This is a genomic window from Planotetraspora mira (genome assembly GCF_016863275.1).
GTDB lineage: Bacteria > Actinomycetota > Actinomycetes > Streptosporangiales > Streptosporangiaceae > Planotetraspora > Planotetraspora mira.
Window position 1 is genome coordinate 161,124 of record NZ_BOOO01000034.1, and the last position, 17,307, is coordinate 178,430.

15 protein-coding genes are annotated in these 17,307 nt (G+C 68.6%); 8 read left to right on the forward strand and 7 right to left on the reverse strand.

Translation table 11 applies throughout. The annotated features are described in order from the left end of the window. The first annotated feature begins 432 nt into the window (after positions 1 to 432). Genes Pmi06nite_RS42875 through Pmi06nite_RS28730 form a run of 4 tightly spaced genes read left to right on the forward strand, consistent with a single transcriptional unit; the run spans position 433 to position 2,969 of the window. A complete protein-coding gene (locus Pmi06nite_RS42875) occupies positions 433 to 720 on the forward strand; it encodes a plastocyanin/azurin family copper-binding protein (protein WP_203956257.1) in 288 nt (95 codons plus the stop codon). Next, positions 717 to 1,658 (forward strand): metallophosphoesterase family protein, encoded by a 942-nt coding sequence (locus Pmi06nite_RS28720; protein ID WP_203956258.1) that lies wholly within the window; start codon positions 717 to 719, stop codon positions 1,656 to 1,658. Before Pmi06nite_RS42875 ends, Pmi06nite_RS28720 begins: the two co-directional genes overlap by 4 nt. 53 nt (positions 1,659 to 1,711) lie before the next feature. After that, positions 1,712 to 2,305: an RNA polymerase sigma factor gene (locus Pmi06nite_RS28725; protein WP_203956259.1), complete on the forward strand. Its 594-nt coding sequence runs from the start codon at positions 1,712 to 1,714 to the stop codon at positions 2,303 to 2,305. Positions 2,306 to 2,315: 10 nt separating this feature from the next. Then, positions 2,316 to 2,969 carry a Rieske (2Fe-2S) protein gene (locus Pmi06nite_RS28730; protein ID WP_239114263.1) on the forward strand — a complete coding sequence of 218 codons (654 nt, stop codon included), beginning with the start codon at positions 2,316 to 2,318 and terminating at the stop codon, positions 2,967 to 2,969. Positions 2,970 to 3,017: 48 nt separating this feature from the next. Here Pmi06nite_RS28730 and Pmi06nite_RS28735 read toward each other — a convergent pair whose 3' ends face one another. Both Pmi06nite_RS28735 and Pmi06nite_RS28740 read right to left on the reverse strand, forming a co-directional pair. Continuing rightward, positions 3,018 to 3,572, reverse strand: a complete 555-nt coding sequence (locus Pmi06nite_RS28735) for a DUF6529 family protein (RefSeq protein WP_203956261.1) — start codon at positions 3,570 to 3,572, stop codon at positions 3,018 to 3,020. A 94-nt stretch (positions 3,573 to 3,666) separates the two neighbouring features. Beyond that, positions 3,667 to 5,049 (reverse strand): vanadium-dependent haloperoxidase, encoded by a 1,383-nt coding sequence (locus Pmi06nite_RS28740; RefSeq protein ID WP_203956262.1) that lies wholly within the window; start codon positions 5,047 to 5,049, stop codon positions 3,667 to 3,669. A 395-nt stretch (positions 5,050 to 5,444) separates the two neighbouring features. Here Pmi06nite_RS28740 and Pmi06nite_RS28745 point away from each other — a divergent pair, with 395 nt between their 5' ends. From Pmi06nite_RS28745 to Pmi06nite_RS28755, 3 genes are all read left to right on the forward strand, one after another. Beyond that, positions 5,445 to 6,011: an SDR family oxidoreductase gene (locus Pmi06nite_RS28745; protein ID WP_203956263.1), complete on the forward strand. Its 567-nt coding sequence runs from the start codon at positions 5,445 to 5,447 to the stop codon at positions 6,009 to 6,011. Between the two features lie 42 nt (positions 6,012 to 6,053). Next, positions 6,054 to 7,016 carry a sigma-70 family RNA polymerase sigma factor gene (locus tag Pmi06nite_RS28750; protein WP_203956264.1) on the forward strand — a complete coding sequence of 321 codons (963 nt, stop codon included), beginning with the start codon at positions 6,054 to 6,056 and terminating at the stop codon, positions 7,014 to 7,016. Between the two features lie 76 nt (positions 7,017 to 7,092). Then, a complete protein-coding gene (locus tag Pmi06nite_RS28755) occupies positions 7,093 to 7,845 on the forward strand; it encodes an SDR family NAD(P)-dependent oxidoreductase (RefSeq protein WP_203956265.1) in 753 nt (250 codons plus the stop codon). A 43-nt stretch (positions 7,846 to 7,888) separates the two neighbouring features. Here the strand turns inward: Pmi06nite_RS28755 and Pmi06nite_RS28760 are convergent, their stop codons facing one another. Beyond that, on the reverse strand, positions 7,889 to 8,491 hold the full coding sequence (locus Pmi06nite_RS28760; protein WP_203956266.1) for a PadR family transcriptional regulator: 603 nt from the start codon (positions 8,489 to 8,491) through the stop codon (positions 7,889 to 7,891). A gap of 63 nt (positions 8,492 to 8,554) precedes the next feature. Here Pmi06nite_RS28760 and Pmi06nite_RS28765 point away from each other — a divergent pair, with 63 nt between their 5' ends. Beyond that, a complete protein-coding gene (locus Pmi06nite_RS28765; RefSeq protein ID WP_203956267.1) occupies positions 8,555 to 9,388 on the forward strand; it encodes an SDR family oxidoreductase in 834 nt (277 codons plus the stop codon). Positions 9,389 to 9,437: 49 nt separating this feature from the next. On the opposite strand, the gene Pmi06nite_RS28770 is transcribed toward Pmi06nite_RS28765, so the two are convergent. The 4 genes from Pmi06nite_RS28770 to Pmi06nite_RS28785 form a co-directional block, all read right to left on the reverse strand. After that, on the reverse strand, positions 9,438 to 10,400 hold the full coding sequence (locus tag Pmi06nite_RS28770) for an ornithine cyclodeaminase family protein (RefSeq protein ID WP_203956268.1): 963 nt from the start codon (positions 10,398 to 10,400) through the stop codon (positions 9,438 to 9,440). Then, positions 10,397 to 11,416, reverse strand: a complete 1,020-nt coding sequence (locus Pmi06nite_RS28775) for a proline racemase family protein (protein ID WP_203956269.1) — start codon at positions 11,414 to 11,416, stop codon at positions 10,397 to 10,399. The genes Pmi06nite_RS28770 and Pmi06nite_RS28775 overlap by 4 nt, the downstream gene beginning before the upstream one ends. Positions 11,417 to 11,599: 183 nt before the next feature. Next, entirely contained in the window at positions 11,600 to 15,694 is a 4,095-nt protein-coding gene (locus Pmi06nite_RS28780; RefSeq protein WP_203956270.1) for an Ig-like domain-containing protein, read from the reverse strand. A gap of 541 nt (positions 15,695 to 16,235) precedes the next feature. Further along, the gene (locus Pmi06nite_RS28785) at positions 16,236 to 17,261 is read right to left on the reverse strand and encodes an ArsR/SmtB family transcription factor (protein WP_203956271.1); all 1,026 of its coding nucleotides are present in this window, start codon (positions 17,259 to 17,261) and stop codon (positions 16,236 to 16,238) included. Between the last annotated feature and the right edge of the window lie 46 nt (positions 17,262 to 17,307).

Consider the following 17,307-nt stretch of genomic DNA (forward strand, 5'->3'; position numbering starts at 1 on the left):
AATGTGCGAGGGATGTGAACGGTGATCCCGGCGAGGCGGTTGGGGATCCTGCCGCAGACTCCGCTCTGCTCGCCCTGTCGGCGCCGGCTGCCGCACGTTTGATCCGTGATCTTCCGGCCGTTACGACGGCGAGGCCGCTCACCAGGCAGGATGCGGATTTCGACGAGGACGGCATCGATAGTCTGGGATGTAACCCCTCCTCCTATCTCTGTTCGAGGCCTCAAGGGTCTGTGGTGAGGTGGTCCGTCCGAGACGGACCGGATGGGGGGGAACATGTCGACGTCATGCCTTTTCCGTCGTCCGGATCGACGGTGGTCTGTGGCGCTGGCGGCCGGGGCGGGGGTGATCATGCTCGCTGCGTGCGGGAGCACAGGATCGGCGGGGCCGGCGGCATCGGGGGGAACGCCCGCCGGGTCGATGCCGGGTATGCACATGCCGAAGGCCGCCGCTCAGCCGGGGAAGGCGGTCGCCGCGAACACGGTGGCGATCAAGAATTTCGCGTTCGCGCCCGCGGCCGTCACGGTGCGGGTGGGGACCACTGTGACCTGGACGAACACCGACGAGGAACCCCACACGGTCTCGGCGACGAGCGGCCCGTTCCACTCGGGCGCCCTGATTAACGGGGCCACGTACCGGTACACCTTTACCAAGCCTGGGCAATACCAGTACCTGTGCACAATCCACCCGTTCATGCACGGCAACGTGGTGGTGACCCAATGACCGCCCCGGGCGACGGCGTACCCGGGCCGGAGGGGATGACGCGTCGCCAGCTGCTGCGCCACAGCGCCTGGTTCGGCGGGGCGGTCGTCCTCGCGGTCTCGGGCGGGGAGGTCCTCAGTCACGTCGTGGGCTCGGCCGACTCGATTCCCGCGAACGCCGCATTACGGTTCGTACAGGTCAGCGACAGCCATATCGGTTTTCGCGGCCCCGCGAACACCGACGTGAGCGGGTCGTTCTCCGACGCGATCGAGCAGGTGAACGGTCTGGCTCACCGGCCGGACTTCGTGATGCACACCGGGGACCTGACGCACCTGGCGACTCCGGCGCAGTTCGAACAGGTGAAGCAGATGATGACCGGACTGAAGACGGGCCATGTGTTCACCGTGCCCGGTGAGCACGACTCCATCGATGACGCCGGGCAGAAGTATCGCCGGGCGCTCGGGGCGGGATCGCGGGGCGACGGCTGGTACAGCTTCGACATCCAGGGAGTGCACTTCATCGCGCTCGTCAACACGCTCAACCTGCGCAAGCTCGGGCATCTCGGTGAGGACCAGATCGACTTCGTCCGGAAGGACGTGGCGGGGCTCGCCGCCGACACCCCGATCGTTGTTTTCAGCCACATCCCGCTGTTCGCGCTGTATCCGAACTGGGGCTGGGGCACGGACGACGCGACGCGGGTGCTGGCGCTGCTTCGCCGGTTCTCGTCGGTCACGTGCCTCAACGGGCACATCCACCAGCTGTTCACCAAGATCGAAGGGAACGTCACCTTCCACAGCGCGACGACCACCGCGTATCCGCTGCCGAGACCCGGCCGAGCGCCCGCTCCGCTGCCGGTAACGCTGCCGGCCGGGAAACTCCGGCACGCGCTCGGCATCCGGGAGGTCGGCTACGTGAAGGGACGGCATGCTCTTGCCGTACGTGACCAGAGCCTCGGGTGACGCTTCCGTGCCCTGGCCGTACGGACGCAGGGGGAGGGGGGTCGGGGACCTTCATGCGCCGTTGGATCCAGAGCAGACACAAACCTTCCGGACCGGCGGACCGGCCACAGCACGAGACCGGCGCGCCGCTGCACCTCGTGCAGGGTGAGACCTACGCGAGCTGGGAGGCGATCTACCTCGACAACGTCCATCGGATCTACCGCCTGATGTTCTCGAAGGTCGGCAATCGGCCGGACGCGGAGGATCTGACCGCCGAGGTCTTTCTGACTGTCCTTCGCCCACTGCGAACGACGGCGACGGTCGGTGAGGTCCGTGCGTACCTGCTCACGACGGCGCGTACGGTCCTCGCGGCGCACTGGCGCCACACGCTCGGCCGCGAGATCACCGCGATCGACGTCGAGCAGGTGGCCACGGAATACGACCACCCGGCGGAGAACACCCGCTCGGCCCAGCTGGTCGAGCGGGTCCTCGCAGCGCTGCCCGTCCGGTACAGGCGCGTTCTGGAGCTGCGGTTCCTGCGTGCGTGCTCGATCGGCGAGACGGCGGCCGAACTCCAGACCAGCGTCGGCAACGTCAAGGTCCTTCAGCACAGAGCGCTCCGGCTCGCGGCCGAGATCGTCCGAGACGATCCGGATGCGGCAGGGTAAGGAGGTGACCATGAAGGGACCACGCCGTTTCGTCGAGAGCCTGCTCAGGGGACGCCGTCCCCGGCGCTTCCCGGTGGACGACACCGACGCCGACATCCTGCGGGCCGCGATCGAGCTGCGCGCCGCCCGCCCCGGCTCCGGCACGCCGAACGAGGAGTTCGTCGTCGGTCTTTACCAGCGCCTTGCCCAGGAGCGCCGCGAGGAGGCCGAGCGGCGGCCCGTGGCGACCCGGCGGCAGATAGTCCTCGGCGGAGCGCTCGCCGCGACGGGTGTCGCGGTGGGGGTGGCGATCGACCGGACGCTGGCCGGCCCCGGCGCGCCGGCGGGAGGTGGCACGCTCATTCCCGACGCCGGTGTGTGGCATCCGGTCGTGGCAGCCGCCGAGCTGCCCGAGGGCGCGGTGCGTGCGTTCGACGCCGGCTCGGTCAACGGTTTCGTGTACCGCAGTGGCGGCCGGTTGCGAGCGATCTCGGGCACCTGCACCCATCAAGGGTGCCGGCTCGGCCTGGAGGCTGGGATGCGGCTTCGCTGCCCGTGTCACCGCGCCCTGTTCGCACTCGACGGCCGGGTTCTGCACCACCGTTTCCCCGGGCCGCTGCCGGCGCTGCCCCGGATCGCGGTCCGCCAGGCCGACGGTGTCGTCCAGGTCTACATCTCGGCCTGACGCTCCGGCGGCTGACATCGACGTGTTTCTGCGTGGCGAGCGTGACTGCTACGGCTGGACCAGCTGCCAGAGTGCCGCTGAGGACCACAGGATCGCGATGAGGGTGACCAGGGTGCCGCCGGCGAGTGGCAAGGCCCAGCCGGGTAGGCGCCGGCTGCGGACGATCAGCATCTTCGCGGCGAATGCGCCGTAGAAGAAGCAGCCGGAGAGGGAGTGCAGGGCGACCCGGGCGCTGTCCGTCTGCACTCCGTAGGCGGTGATGCAGTGGTAGGCGATGGGGAGCGACAGCACGAACAGCACGGCTCCGCCGATGCGGTGGGCGAGGTGTACCGGGCGGGGGGCGGCGCCGGCCCCGGGGAGCCGTTGGTAGATCCAGAGCGCCGATATGAGCTGGTAGACGGCCAGGCCCAACAGGGCGGTGCCGACTTGCGCCTTCAGAAGGTTCGCGTCGTCGCCGCGGCGTCCGAACAAGCTGCCGGCGAAGTCCGGGGTGTGTATCCGGCCGAACGCGTACAAGGCGACCGTCACGGCCACGGTGAGCCCGGCGGCTGTCGCCAGCCGCAGCCAGGCCGGGCGGGGTGAAATCCTCGGCGGGGTTCTCACGTCCGTCTGCTCCCTCCAGTGATCCGACGCCGAGGCCGCCGCAACAGAGCCCGCTCGACGTCGTGCGTATGGCGGCTGCCGTAGCCGACAGCGCTCAACTCTTTTCGATCTTGTTGCCGTTCGGTTCGAGACCGCGGCCGGCCGGGGTCTTCCCGGTCGGCGAACTCGGGACGGCCGGCGCGAGCTTCGACTGGCCGAGCGCGTAGCGGGCGATGGCGGCGCCGAGTTCGTTGCCGGACTCATGGTCGAGCCGGGTGTGCACGCCCCCCCAGACGCGGCTGAGCCCGGCTTCGGTCGCGGTGGCGCTGAAGCTGGTATAGGGCTTGGTGTACGGCCCGGGGTTGCCGCCGGCGGCGGGTGAGGTGAGCGTGAAGGTGTTGCGGTCGCCGTAGAAGGCGGCGAGCACCGTGGCCGCGGCCGTGCTGATGTCGCTGTGCATGCCTGGGTAGGACGGATCCGGAGGGGTGGTGACAAGCGGGGTCCATTTCGGATCTTGCTTGACCTGCGGATTGCCGGCGGCGAGGCGGATCGCGGTGATCGGCCGCCAGAACCGGTATGTGTACTTGGCGTCGTAGATGCCGATGGTCGCATCGGCGATGGTGAGGTTGAGCAGGGCGAACAGGTCCGCCGACTGGTCGATGTCACTGTGGCGCGCGAGGGCGACCTGCTGGGCGATGTCGTACCAGTAGTTCTGGGCGGGACCGCCCCAGAGCTTGGCCAGCGTGGTCTGTTCCGCCGTACGAGTGGTGCTGCGGGCGGCGCCGATGGACTTGACCTCGTTCATGGCGGCCGCGTACGCGGAGCTGTCCGACGGCAGGGGCACGGCGGGACGGAACTGGTGGCCGGTACGGAGGAGGAACGGGGTGACGTCGCCCCAGTGGGTGAACTCCGGCGCCTTGAAGGCGGGCGGGGTCGACCGGTAGTCACCGGGTTTGCCGGTGGTGGCGTAGGGCGGAGGCGTGGCGCCGGCGCCGTCGTGCGCGCGCAGAGTCATGATGGCGTGGGCCGCTTGGGCGCCGACCTTGATGCCCTCCTGTTCGCTACGGCCGTCGGGAATGCCGGCGAGATCGTCGGACAACTGGCGGTCCAGGCCGGCCTTGTGCGCGGGGTACAGGGCGGCAAGGGTGTCGTGCGCGGCCTCCGCGGCCGCCGCGGGGCGTGACGCGTCCAGCGGCGCGGTGAGATCGGAGCCGTAGAGAGGATGAGCGCGGCTGATCGCGTTGACCGCGTCATAGACGGCCGCGCTCATGATGGCGAAGTTGCGGGTGGGGTGGATGGTGGTCGGCTCTGCCTGCGGACTGCGCACGATGTCGAGCAGCGTCCGGTTCCACTCGATCACCACGTTGCCCCGGGCCGGCTGTGCGACGACGTTCGCGGTCGCGAGGGGGGCGGCATGGGCGGCGGGTGCTCCAGCGTGCTGGGCGCCGAGTGCCAAGACGGCCCCGGCGAGCGCGAGCAGAGGCCGCCGCTGAATCACCCTCGCCCCGGCCGCCGGCGCCACAGAGCACCGTCGATCCGGACGACGGAAAAGGTATGACGTCGACATGTTTCCCCCGATCCGGTCCGTCTTGGACGGACCACCTCACCACAGGCCCCTGAGGCCTCGAACAGAGATAGGAGGAGGGGTTACATGTGGCTTTTCCCTTTGCGCCATCCAGGTATTACCCATGCTCGACGTCTCGGGGGCTGTCGTCGGGTGTCCCCGCGTTCGCCGGTTCCTGGTCGGGTGGGCGTTGCGGAGTTCTCGGGACCGTGAAACGGCCGGGCGCCTGTGACCTACATCACTCCCTCAATTCCGGCTGCGGCGACGGATTTTCCTCCGGCGGCGGGTCTTGATGGGGACTGAACCCGATCATCACTTCGGAGTGCCTGATGTCCGATTTCTTCCAGACTGCCGTGGTCACCGGTGCCAGCCGAGGCTTTGGGCGCGCGATCGCCACTGCGCTCGTCGCCATGGGCACCGGCGTCGTCGGCATCGCCCGCGACGAGCAGGCGCTACGCGCCGTACGCGACGAACACGGTGAGGGCTTCACCCCTGTCGCCGCCGATGCCACCGACGAAGCGCTCGCGCAGGACGTGATCCGCGAATACCGTCCCAGCCTGCTCGTCCTCAACGCCGGGGTCACGCCGCACATGGCGCCCCTACACGAGCAGACCTGGGAAACCTTCAGCCGCAACTGGCACACCGACACCCGGCACGTCTTCACCTGGACCCGGGCGGCGCTGCGGGAGCCGCTGACCCCGGCCACCGGCCTCGGCTCGGTCGCCGTCGCGGGCTACGCCGCGCGCCAGGGCCTCGACCCGGACGTCTTCGTCGAAGGCCTGCAGCCGATCCTGACCGCGGACCAGGTCGCCAAGGCCGTCGTGGAACTCGCCGGGGACCCCGGCGGCGCTCCGGAGCACCTGGTCAGCGGCGCCGGACTGCGCCCGATCAGCTGAGCCGCCACAGTGAACCCCACAGCACCCCCGGGAGACGCCGCGATGCCCTCAGACGCCGAGTTCGCCGCCCTGGCCGAGCCGTTCCGGCCGGAACTGCTCGCGCACTGTTACCGGATCCTCGGCTCCATCCATGACGCCGAGGACCTGGTGCAGGAGACCTACCTGCGAGCGTGGCGCGCGTTCGGACGGTTCGAGGGCCGCTCCTCGGTGCGGCGATGGCTGTACAAGATCGCCACCATGGCCTGCCTGACGGCGTTGGAGACACGCTCCCGGCGGCCGCTTCCGTCGGGATTGGGCGCGCCTTCGGACGATCACCGGGTGGCCGCGGCTGCCGGCGAGCCGTCGGCGCCGTGGCTCCAGCCGGCGCCCGACGCGCTGTTCGCCGCCGACGACCCGGCGACCATCGTGGCCGGGAGGACGGGAGTGCGGCTCGCCTTCATCGCCGCACTGCAGTTCCTGCCCGCCCGGCAGCGGGCCGTGCTGACATTGCGTGACGTGCTGGCGTTCCGGACAGCCGAGGTCGCCGACATGCTCGACACGACGACCGCGGCCGTCGACAGCGCGCTCCGGCGCGCCCGGGCCCACCTGGCCGAGGCAGGACCGGTCCAGGACGACCTGGCCGAGCCGGAAGAGGAAACCCGGCGAACCCTCCTCGACGACTACGTCGACGCCTTCACCCGGGCCGACCCCGACGCGCTGGTGAACCTGCTGCGCGCCGACGTCGAACTGGAGATGCCACCGATCCCGACCTGGTTCACCGGCCGGCGTGCCGTCGTCGAGTTCCTGGCCGATCGGGTGCTCAGCCGGGACCTGTGGTGGATGGTGCCCACCCGCGCCAACGACCAGCCCGCGTTCGTCATCTACAAGCGCGCGGGCGACGGCCGGTATGAGGCGTACGGCGTCCAGGTCCTGACCCTGATCGGGGCCCGCATCAGCCGCATCACAGCATTCATGGACCCGAGCCTGGTGCCGACGTTCGGTCTCGCGCCCGCGCTCGCGACCTGAACCGGGCAGTTACGTCGACGCAGGGGCTTGGGGCCGCTTCGTCGTCGGGCTGGGCGTGTCCGGCATTCACCACCACATGGGAGAAAAGGAGATCGTCATCATGACGACAATCGCGGACAGGGCAGTTCTGGTTACCGGCGGCAATCGCGGTATCGGGCGGGCACTGGTCGAGGAGGCCTTGAGGAGAGGCGCGAACCGGGTTTATGTCGGTACGCGCGCGTCCATGGACCATTCGGATGGGCGCGTCACGCCTCTGACCCTGGACGTGACCGACAGAGGGCAGATTCAGACGGCTGTCGATGCGGTCGAATCTCTCGATGTCCTCATCAACAATGCCGGCGTGGCGCTTTACGATGATTTGAGCGATCGTTTCGTGCTCGAGCGGCAGTTGGCCGTCAACCTCTTCGGCACCTTCGATGTGACCCACGCGTTCCTGCCGTTGCTGATGCGTTCCGGGGGAGCGGTCGTCAACAATCTGTCGGTGAACGCCTTCGCCCCCTTGCCGCTCATCCCGGCCTACTCGGTCTCAAAGGCGGCCGCGTTCAACATGACGCAGTCGCTGCGCGCTCTTCTGGCCGGACGGGGCGTGAGCGTTCATGCCGTCCTGACCGGCATCGTGGACACCGATATGAGCCGAGGCGTCGACATGCCGAAGGCCTCTCCGGAGTCCGTCGCGCAACGCATCTTCGACGGAGTGGAGAAAGAGGAGGAGGACATCTTCCCCGATCCCATGGCGGCGTCCATGGCCGAGAGTTGGCGCAGCGGTGCGGCGAAGGCGCTCGAGCGCCAGTATGCGGCGATCGCAGGAGCAGAGCGCGCCAAGTCATGACCTGCCGGCTTGGCGTGTGATGACAGGCGAGACGCCCGTGTCGTCATTCGGTTGAGGGGTGTCCGGCCGGGGGTTGGTGTTCGGAAGCCCATCGAGCCCAGTCGGCGAGGGCCTGCGAGAGGCGGACGGCGGCTTCGATGGTCACCCGCATCGACTGCACCGGAGGGGCGGCGCCGAACTCGCCGCGGTCCTTGCGCTCGGCGTAGGCGCTGTATTGCTCGGCCATACCCGAGTAGAACTCGACCTCCCGGCGTAGATGCCTGTCCAGGTCGTCGGGTTCCATCAGCCAGAAGAACAGGGACCGCAGAAGGGGCTGGAGACGCATGGTGTGGTCGACGTCGCCTTCGGCCAGCCATCGCCGGATCTCGGTCACCCCGGATTCGGTGATCCGATAGGCCGTACGGCGTCGCGGGCCCTCGCTGTCGACCTCGATCAACCCATCGTCGGCAAGTCGCCGCAGCTCAGCGTAGATCTTGGGGTGCTGGGCGGGCCAGATCTGCCCGAGCACCTCCTGGAAGCGGCGGGCGAGGTCGTAACCGCTGGCGGGCCCCTCGGCCAGGAGGCCGAGCAATCCGTAGCGCAGCGACATCGCCGCCTCCTTGTCCGCGCCGACCGCCCTGGCCGACCCCAGAACACATCTTGACATGTCCGATGGTCCATGTGGTTACATGTCCCTAGGTACATGTCCTTTGGATACTGTGAGGTTCTCATGCGAAGCGATAGGTCCGTGCTCGTGACCGGGGCCGCCGGCGGGATCGGCACCGCCACGACACTGCGGCTCGCCGAACTCGGATTCACCGTCTACGCCGGCGTGCGGTCGGAGGCCCCCCATTTGGCGAAGCAGCCGAGGGTACGGGTGGTGCAGATGGACGTCACCGATCCCGTTGCCGTCGAGGCGGCCGCCACGGTGATCACCAAGGAGACGGGCGGCCTGCACGCGGTGATCAACAACGCGGGGATAATCGTCCAGGGTCCGCTCGAACTGGTTCCGCCCGGCGAACTGCGCCGCCAGTTCGAGGTGAACGTGTACGGCCCCGCCCAGGTCACCCAGGCGTTCCTGCCTCTGCTGCGGGCCGGCCACGGACGGTTGATCAACGTCAGCGCCGCCACGGCCCGCGTCGCGTTCCCGTTCATGGGTCCTATCTCCGCCAGTAAGGCGGCGCTGGACTCCCTGTCGCACGCGCTCCGCGTAGAGCTGGCGAGCTGGGGGATTCCCGTGGTGATCGTCGACCCGGGATCGGCGGACACCCCCATCTTCGCCAAGGCGGAGAAGGCCGCCGCCGCGGCCCTGGCGCACACCCCCGCTGACCGGGCCGACCTCTACGCCCCCGCGCTGGAAGCCATGGGCCGGGCGATGGCCAGGCAGAAGCCGGGACCCGTCGACCCGGCGGTGAAACTCATCGTCGAGGCTGTGCAGGCGGAGCATCCCAAGCCCCGGTACGTCGCGAGCAGCGCCCGCGTGATGACCGTTCTGTCGCGCCTGCCCCTGCGAACCAGAGACCGGCTACTGGCCCGTTCGCTCGGTCTCAAGGCCACGCGATAACGGCCCCGCACGATCGCGCTGGTCGTCGCCGGCTTCTGCCCGGGGGATCCTAGAGTTCTGGGTGTTCCTCCAGGCGGGAGACGATCGCTTCGGCGATGACGAGGTCCTGCCAGGACATGCCCGCGCTCTTGAACAGAACGGGCCGGTCGGTGGTGAGTTCCACGTCGCCGGAGACGACCGCGCCCATCGTGATCAGATGCTCCGGGGCGATGGCGTTCTCGTTGACGGCCATCACTACGTCGCCGCATTCGCGCAGCGCCGTCCGCACGTCCTCGACGATGACCTGCGCGCGCCGGAACAGGCCCGCGTCGACCTCCCGGGCGTCGGGCTCGTGGGAGCCCACGGCGATGACGACCGCGTCGTCGCGGACGAGCGCCGAATCGAAAACAGGCACGCGGGAACTGGTGGCGCACACGACCACGTTCGCATCGCGGACCGCGGTCTCGGCTCGGGCGCCACCGGCCGGCACGGCCGCGACATCGGCGTGCCCTGGTGCGGGATATGCCTCTGGACGTCGCACGACATAGGTCACGCTTGCGATCTCCCGGCTCCCGGACAACACCGATTTCAGCGTGGCGGCGTGCCCGGTGGCCTGGGGTCCGGCGCCGAAGATCACGATGTTCGCGGGCTCAGTCGTTCGCGTGAGTGCGGGTCTGACAGCCGCCACCGAGACCGCGGGAGTACGCAGTGTGGTCAGCATGGGGGCGTCGAGCAGAGCCTTGGGGGTGAGCGTCACGGCGTCGAAGAGCACATAAAGGCCCTGGATCCGGGGCAGGCCGGCACCGCTGTTGTGCGGCGCGACGGTGACGATCTTGACTCCGGCTCTGTCGGCGCGTTCGCTGGGCATGATGAGGAACTGCCCGTGGCGGACGTCCACCTGGCTTCTCGCGGGATCGTCGGCGGGGTTCAGCCCTGCACGCAGCGCCGCCTCTATGGCCTCGACGGCCTCACGCGGTGACACGAGCGCGGTGATCTGCTCGGGGCCGACGTTCGGAAACGGCGCGCCGGTCACCGGAGGACGAACCCTTCCCCGAGCGAGTCCTCGGAATCGATCTCGAAGGTGTGCCGGCCGGTCCGGAAGGCCATGCCCGTGACCTCCGGCAGAAAAGCCTGACGGCCGGCGACCGTCTGTTCGCCCGCGACCCGAGCGATGAACCGTGTTCCCACGATGGAGTCGTGGACCAACCGCCGGCCGGGCTGGAGCACGCCGTCCGAGGCGAGTACGGCCACCCGTGAGCAGGTGCCCGATCCGCAGGGTGAACGATCGACCTCACCGTCGGCGAACACGGTGACGTTGCGCTGATGAGGATTGCCCGCGTCATCCACGCCGAGATCCTCGAAGAGGATGGTGCCGTAGATGCCGCTCAGCCGATCGTCCAGCGGATGCACGGCATACGGAGTGTCGTTGAGCAGCCATTTGATCTCACGGCCGACCGCGATGAGTTCGGTGTAGTTCTCCGGAACGACACCGAGGCCGATGCTCGAGGCGTCCAGATGCGCGTACGTCGCTCCGCCGAAGCTGATGTCGACGACCATTTCGCCACGCGAGGTCGAAATCCCGATCCGCTCGTGGAGGCGATAGCTGGGAACGCTGACGAAGTCGACTCCGGTGATCTGCTCGCCCGCACCGTGAACACGCGCGGTCACTCGTCCGGAAGGCACGTCGATGCGTACGTCGGTGACACCTGACGGGTCAGGCTCAACGAGCCCGCTCTGCACCGCCCACACGCCCAGCGCGATGGTCCCGTGGCCACATGCCGTGGAGAAACCGTCCTTGTGCCAGAAGAGCACTCCCAGATGCGCGCCCTCGTCATCAGGCACGGTGAGGAAGCCGCCGTACATGTCCGCGTGCCCCCGCGGCTCAAAGCACAAGAGTTTGCGCAGACCGTCGACGTGCGGGTCACTGATCGCGAACATGCGCTTTTCCGCTACGGTCGCGCCTTCAATGGCCACGGGCGGACGGCTGACGATCCGGAACGGCTCACCGGCGGTGTGGTAATCCGTGGTGGAGATCTCTCGGATGCTCATACGCGGCAAACGTAGCATCCGAGCCTGTCCACGGCCTGTCCGCGCACAGGCCGCCTGTGACGTCTGAGACGGAGTGCCTGACAGCAGCGCGATCGTCTGCTCGAATCTCTGCCCGCACCGGCATGCACAGCGGAAGGGCCCCCCTTGCGGTGGGCCCTTCCGGTCAGTGCGTGAGGCGCCGGATCACCTCTTCTTGATGAGCGTCACGTTGACGGACCGGCTCGCACTTTGACCGGTCGCGTTCTTGAACGTGATCGTGAGATTGACTGGGAGCCTGCCCGACTTGATCAAGGTTTGGCGGTATTCGGGCGCCACCGTCACGGCCATCGTGAAGGTGCTCCCCTTGCGCACCTGATGGGTGACCGTGGTCACCTTGTCGCCAGTCAGGGTGACCGTACCGGCCGTGTTCACGGTGGCGATGATCGTTGCCGTTCCCGCGTCGGCGTCGGTCTCCACCTTGTCGATCTTCACTGCGGGCGGCGGGGTCACGGGGGCCACCGTGTAGGTCACCGGCTTGGAACGCGTCGCGTTGCCGGACGAGTCGACGACCAGCGCCTGGAACGTGACGTGCCTGCCCGCGTCCTTCGAACTCGGCGTCCAGCTGAGCTGATACGGCGCAGTAGTGGTGCTGCCGACCTTGGCGCCGTCGACGATCAGGGTCGCCGACTGGACGGCGAAGTCGTCGGTGCCCCGGATCAGCGGATGCACCGTCGATCCGACCTGGAACTCCGATCCGCGCCCCGGGTCGGCCACTTCGGCCGTCGGTGCGTGGTCGGCGATGCGCCCGACTCCGGTCGGCACCTTGCCCGGCGGCGACGAGCGAAGACCCGTGACGGACACCGTGGCCGCACCTGTGCTGTCGGGGCCGGAGACCGCCTTGAGCCCCGTGCGCGGCGTGTGGCCCGTGCCGAGGTAGCTGCCCGACACGGCGAACGGGGCGCCCTCGCGCACGGCGCTGTTGTCGGCGTTGGCGTTGTACACCGCGAACCCGTTCCCGGTGATGACGTCGCCCGAAGCGGTGAGCGCTCCGGCCGTATCGGTACCGGCGTCGGTCGACAGGATGCCGTACGACTGCGACGGCGCCGGCGTGTAGTAGTTCCCGGTGATCCGGCTGTTGTTCACGAAGCCGGTCACACCGCTGGTGTACTTGACGCCGACCTGCGGGTACAGGCTGTTCGGCTCGCCCTTGACGACGGTGCCGGTCACGTAGCCGTGGTACCGGATGCCGGTCCGGACGGTGTTGTCCGGGCTGCCGTCCTTGCCGCGCGCGCCGTCGAACAGGATTCCACCGGATTGGTAGCCGGTGATCACGCTGTTCGCGACGGTGAGCTCGCTCTCGACCGTGCCGGAGCTCGCGCCCTGGATGACGCCGGTCTTGACGACGCCCCAGCCATGCGGGTGCTCGGCCAGTTCCTGCGCGCCGGTCGCGACCTTCATCGGGCCGACGACGCTGTTCGCGACGCGTCCGGCCGCGCCGAAGTAGGCGATGCCCGCCTCGGCCCAGACCTTGCCCGAGGTCACTGTCACGCCCGAGATGTCGACGAACATCTCGTTGGTGTCGGTCGAGCCGAGAGACTGCCTGGATACCGTGATCACGTTGCCGCCACCGTCACGCAGGTACGGCTGATCGCCCGCCAGGGTCCCGAGCGACTGGTCCGGCTCGATGATCACCTTGTCCGCTCCCGCGCCCTTGATCTTCAAGGGCTTGTTGATCGTCAGGCCGTTCCTCGCGCCCGTCTGGACGGGGTTGGACGTGCTGTTCACCGGGGTCGACGACTCCTGGTAGACACCCGCGCACACCACGATCGTGTCCCAGGGCGCCGCGTGGTCGACGGCCGTCTGGATCGAGGTGAACTGGGCGTTCGGGCACTGCTTCCTGTCGTCGTCGACGGTCCAGGTCGTGTTCCCCTGCGGGTTCGCGACCACGTCGTTGAGCTTGACGTCGCCCGGAGTGTTGTCATAGTCGGCGAGGTAGGCCGCCGGGTCCGGACCGCCGAGGGCGGACCGGCCGTAGCCGGCGCCGTTCGCCTTGTCGCCGTCCGAAAGGATCTTCGATCCGGCCTCGCTCTCCTGGAAGCGCACATCGGCCATCTCGATCGACCCGGACTTCGGCAGGTCACCCACACCGAAGCGGAACTCGAGCTTCGACAAGGAGCCGGTGTCCACGCCCTGTGCCGCGAACTCGCCGAGCGGGACCCGGATCTGGTCGAGGACGATGTGCGTGTTCGGCGTGTTCGTACCGGTCGACATGTGCAGAGCGTTGCCCCAGCGCGGGTCCCCGGCGTCGACGGTGCCCTCGTGACCGGCCGTGTCGCTCAGCGCGATCACGAAATGCTGGGTCGTCGAGCCCGGGTCGTACGACGTCGGCGACTCGTTCGGCCACACCGGGTTCGCCGGGGTGCCGTTCACCGTGGTGTCTCTGGTGTTGTCGCCGCGGTTGTCGGCGCCCGGGTTGCGGAGGTCGAAGAAGTTGACGGCGGCGTCCAGGGCCAGAGCCTTGAGGCCGCGCATGTTCTTCGACGCGGCCGGGATCTGGGCGGTGAGCGTGGCAGCCGAGTTCTGGTCCCACGCGAGAGCGAGCTGACGGCCATAAGAGTGGTTGATCGGACTGTTCTCGCGGGTGCCGCTCTGCCCGCCGAGTGCGCTCGCCGCAGGCAGCGGGCAGGGCTTGGCCGCGGCCGGCAGCCCGCTCTTGCCGAGTTGCGACGGCGCGAAGTCCTGGGGCTCCGGGTTGCACCAGTCGTAACCGCCCGCGGTCGAGACCGGCTTCGGCGCGACACCGGCAGCCTGCGCGTACGGGTCCGCGAAACCGCTGCCGGTCAGGGAGCCGCCGAGGGCGTTGAGGGTGAGGGGGTTCTCCACCTCGGGACGTATCACGTCCACCCGCTCCTGCGGCGCGGCGAAGTAGGTCGTGTTGACCCGCTCGTTGCAGGGGATGGCCATGCCGGACGGACTTGTGGGGCAGGCCGCCGGTGGGACCTGCAGCCCGGTGGAGGTGTTCGAGAGTTCGCCGGTCATGTACGGCTGGAACGCACCCTCACCTCCGACGTAGCGGCGGAGGAAGGAGGCCATCGTCGCCAGTCCGAGCTTCTCCTGGTCGCCCATGCGTGCCGCGTCACCTGAGAACTTGGTGTTCACGGCGGGATTGAGCGGATCGGAGTTGTCGATCGCGTAGTTCAGGTTCGGGTCGGTGTAGCTCGCCGCACCGCTGAGCCGCAGGTTGTGCGGGTGGATGTTGTTGGTCGCGAACGGTGCCGAGTTGCCGCACGCCGCGTCGTTGTTGCCCTGGCCGTCCGCGCCGCCGTCGGCGTACCAGACGGAGTTGTACCAGTTGTGGATCGCACCCAGGTGCTCCACCTGGATCCGCGGGAAGGGATCGCCCGGGTTGACGTACTGGCTGCGCTCGAACAGCCGGGCGCCCTGCAGGTTGGAGACGTCGCCGTCACACATCGGCAGGATCGACATGAACGGCATGCCGTACGGGGCCTTGCGCTCGTAGTCCACCGGCGCCAGCGATATGACACCGCGGATCGGATAGCGCGGGCCGTCGGTGCGGATGCGGTTGTAGTCGAGGAAGTTCGCGACCGCGTCACCACCCCGCGAGTGCCCCATCAAACCGATGCGGGTCATGTCGAGGTGACCGGAGAGCGTCGTGCCGATGGTCGTGTGCGTATCGACGGGCAAACCTCTGGCCCGGCTCGCCGCACTGATCGCGTCGAGGGCGGCGGCGATGAGCATGCGTCGGTTGTGCATGCCTTTGCCCTTGTTGTTGTCCTGCCGCATCATCAACTGGTCCTGCGAGATGGAGAACGTCGTGTATCCCCACGTGGCGAGGTTCTCCGCGAGGTACGCGTAGCCGTTCTCGTTGTGCTTGAACTGCGCACAGGTGGCCTGCGTGCTGTCTTGGCCGGTGTCACACGAGCCGTGGTTGCCGTGCACCAGGATGATCAATGGCGATGGCCTGGTACGCCGGGTCCAGTCCGGCATGTAGAGCTGACCGCGGATCTCGACCTGCTCCGGCGCCTGCGCCGTCCCTGCCGTCGGTGCGGCTCCGTCGGAGTTCGGCTCCTCGATGGTCGCCAGGCCGAATTTGGCCTCTTCGATGACCTGATGCCCGAACGGTCCGCGGGCCGTCGGGTCGGGCAGGCCCGCCGAAGTCGTCGTTCGCGTCGCCGCTGCGGTCGGCGCCGCCGTCGGAGCAGCATTGGCCGGCGCCGCCGTTGCCAGCGAGGTCAGCGCTACCGGGACCGTCAGTGAGACGATCACCCGGAGAAGCACCCGGGCGCTTCTCCGTGTTCGTGCTTTCACAAAGCTCTCCCGAAAAAGGAGTTGAGAAGTTTGCGATCAAGACGCTAACCAGCCGACGTTTCTTCGGAATTTCTTAAGATGCGCGTCTCATTCGGTGAGATGTGGTAATCGGAGCGCCGGCGAATGACGACCGCCCGCACCTCAAGTGCTCCATCGGATTCACCGTCACGACGACATCTGCGCCGCGATCCCGACCTGCCTGAGGAGGCATCGGGGGTCGCCTGTGACGTCGACCGGCAACCCCGCGACGGCGCCTGGGTCGCCGAACTCACCGGCCTGCTCGACTTGTTGTTTGGCCCGAAGTCATGTGTGCCGTCATGCGCAGGGAGCGCCCGCACCCCGGCGCGCGACCGCGTTTCACCGCCATCGACTCATCCGGGCTCAGGGCGTCCAACGCCGATACAGGCGGCGACGTCTGGATCCCGGTCGGCAGGCGCTGCTGGTGATGACGTCTCGCTGTTGAGCTGCGGAAATGCCTACCCCTACGCCCTGGGGTCAAGAGGTTCGGGGCTCAGGCGTCGGGCTGCCGGCCTGCCTCGCTGAGTAGTCGGTCGCCGAGTTCGGTCCGCGAGTAGAGCACCTGCCGGCCCGCCCGGCGCGAGGTGAGCAGCCCGGCGGCGCGTAGCGCCTGGAGGTGCACGCTGATCGTCGGCGCGGAGAGCGCCATCTGGGTGGCGGCCTGACCGGTCGACATCGGCAGGTCGAGCTGGGCCAGCAGGGCGGCCCGGGTCAGCCCGAGGACGCCGGCGAGCGCCGAGCCGGTCTGCTCGGGGTGCTCCTCCCAGAGCCGGCCGAGGCCGCGCGGGGAGTAGGAGACGCTGGGTGACTCTGGCTGCGCGGTCCGCACCAGGACGTCCGGCCAGGCGAAGGCGCACGGCACGAGGAACAGGCCGCGCCCGCCGCAGTCGGCGTGGCCCTCGTAGTACTTGACGATCCTCAGCGTCTGGTCGGCGAACGTCACCGACGGGTGCAGGTTGCTCATCATCCGGTCGACGCCGCCGTCGGCCAGGGCGTCGAGTCGGTAGGCGATGTCGTCGTTGAGCAACGCATCGATCCGCGGCCAGTCTGGGGCGATCGCGACCCGGTGGTACGCCTCGAGCGCCTCCGTGACGGGGCCGATGCCCGCATCCGGCCGGTCCACCAGCGCCTGGAGCAGGGCTCGCCGCCCTTCGCGGCCGGGCCCTTGCTGGGCGACTCGGTGGGCCGCCAGGTGTGCCAACTGCTGTGCCACGATCTCCGGATCGGCGTCGGCGATCTGCGCGAGCGCGTCCGCGAAGGTCGAAGACCGGCGACCCGGCGGCGGCACCAGGAAGTCGGGGATGTAGCCCTCCGGACGCACCAGCGCCCGCAGCAGGTCGAGGTGGCGCTCGCGCAGCCGGCTCGCTCGCTCCGCGAACCTGTCGATCCAGGGACGGTGCAGGTGCCGCCCCTGCCTGCGGGCGGCCAGCGTACGCAGACTGGCGACGGTCTCCATGAGGGGCGAGACGGCGAAGCGCACGCGGGTCAAGTCCGTTGCCGTGAAGTGCAGGTGGATCATGCGGCCGCCCCTTCCGATTAGGCCTGAGCCTAATCATGGCCACGCG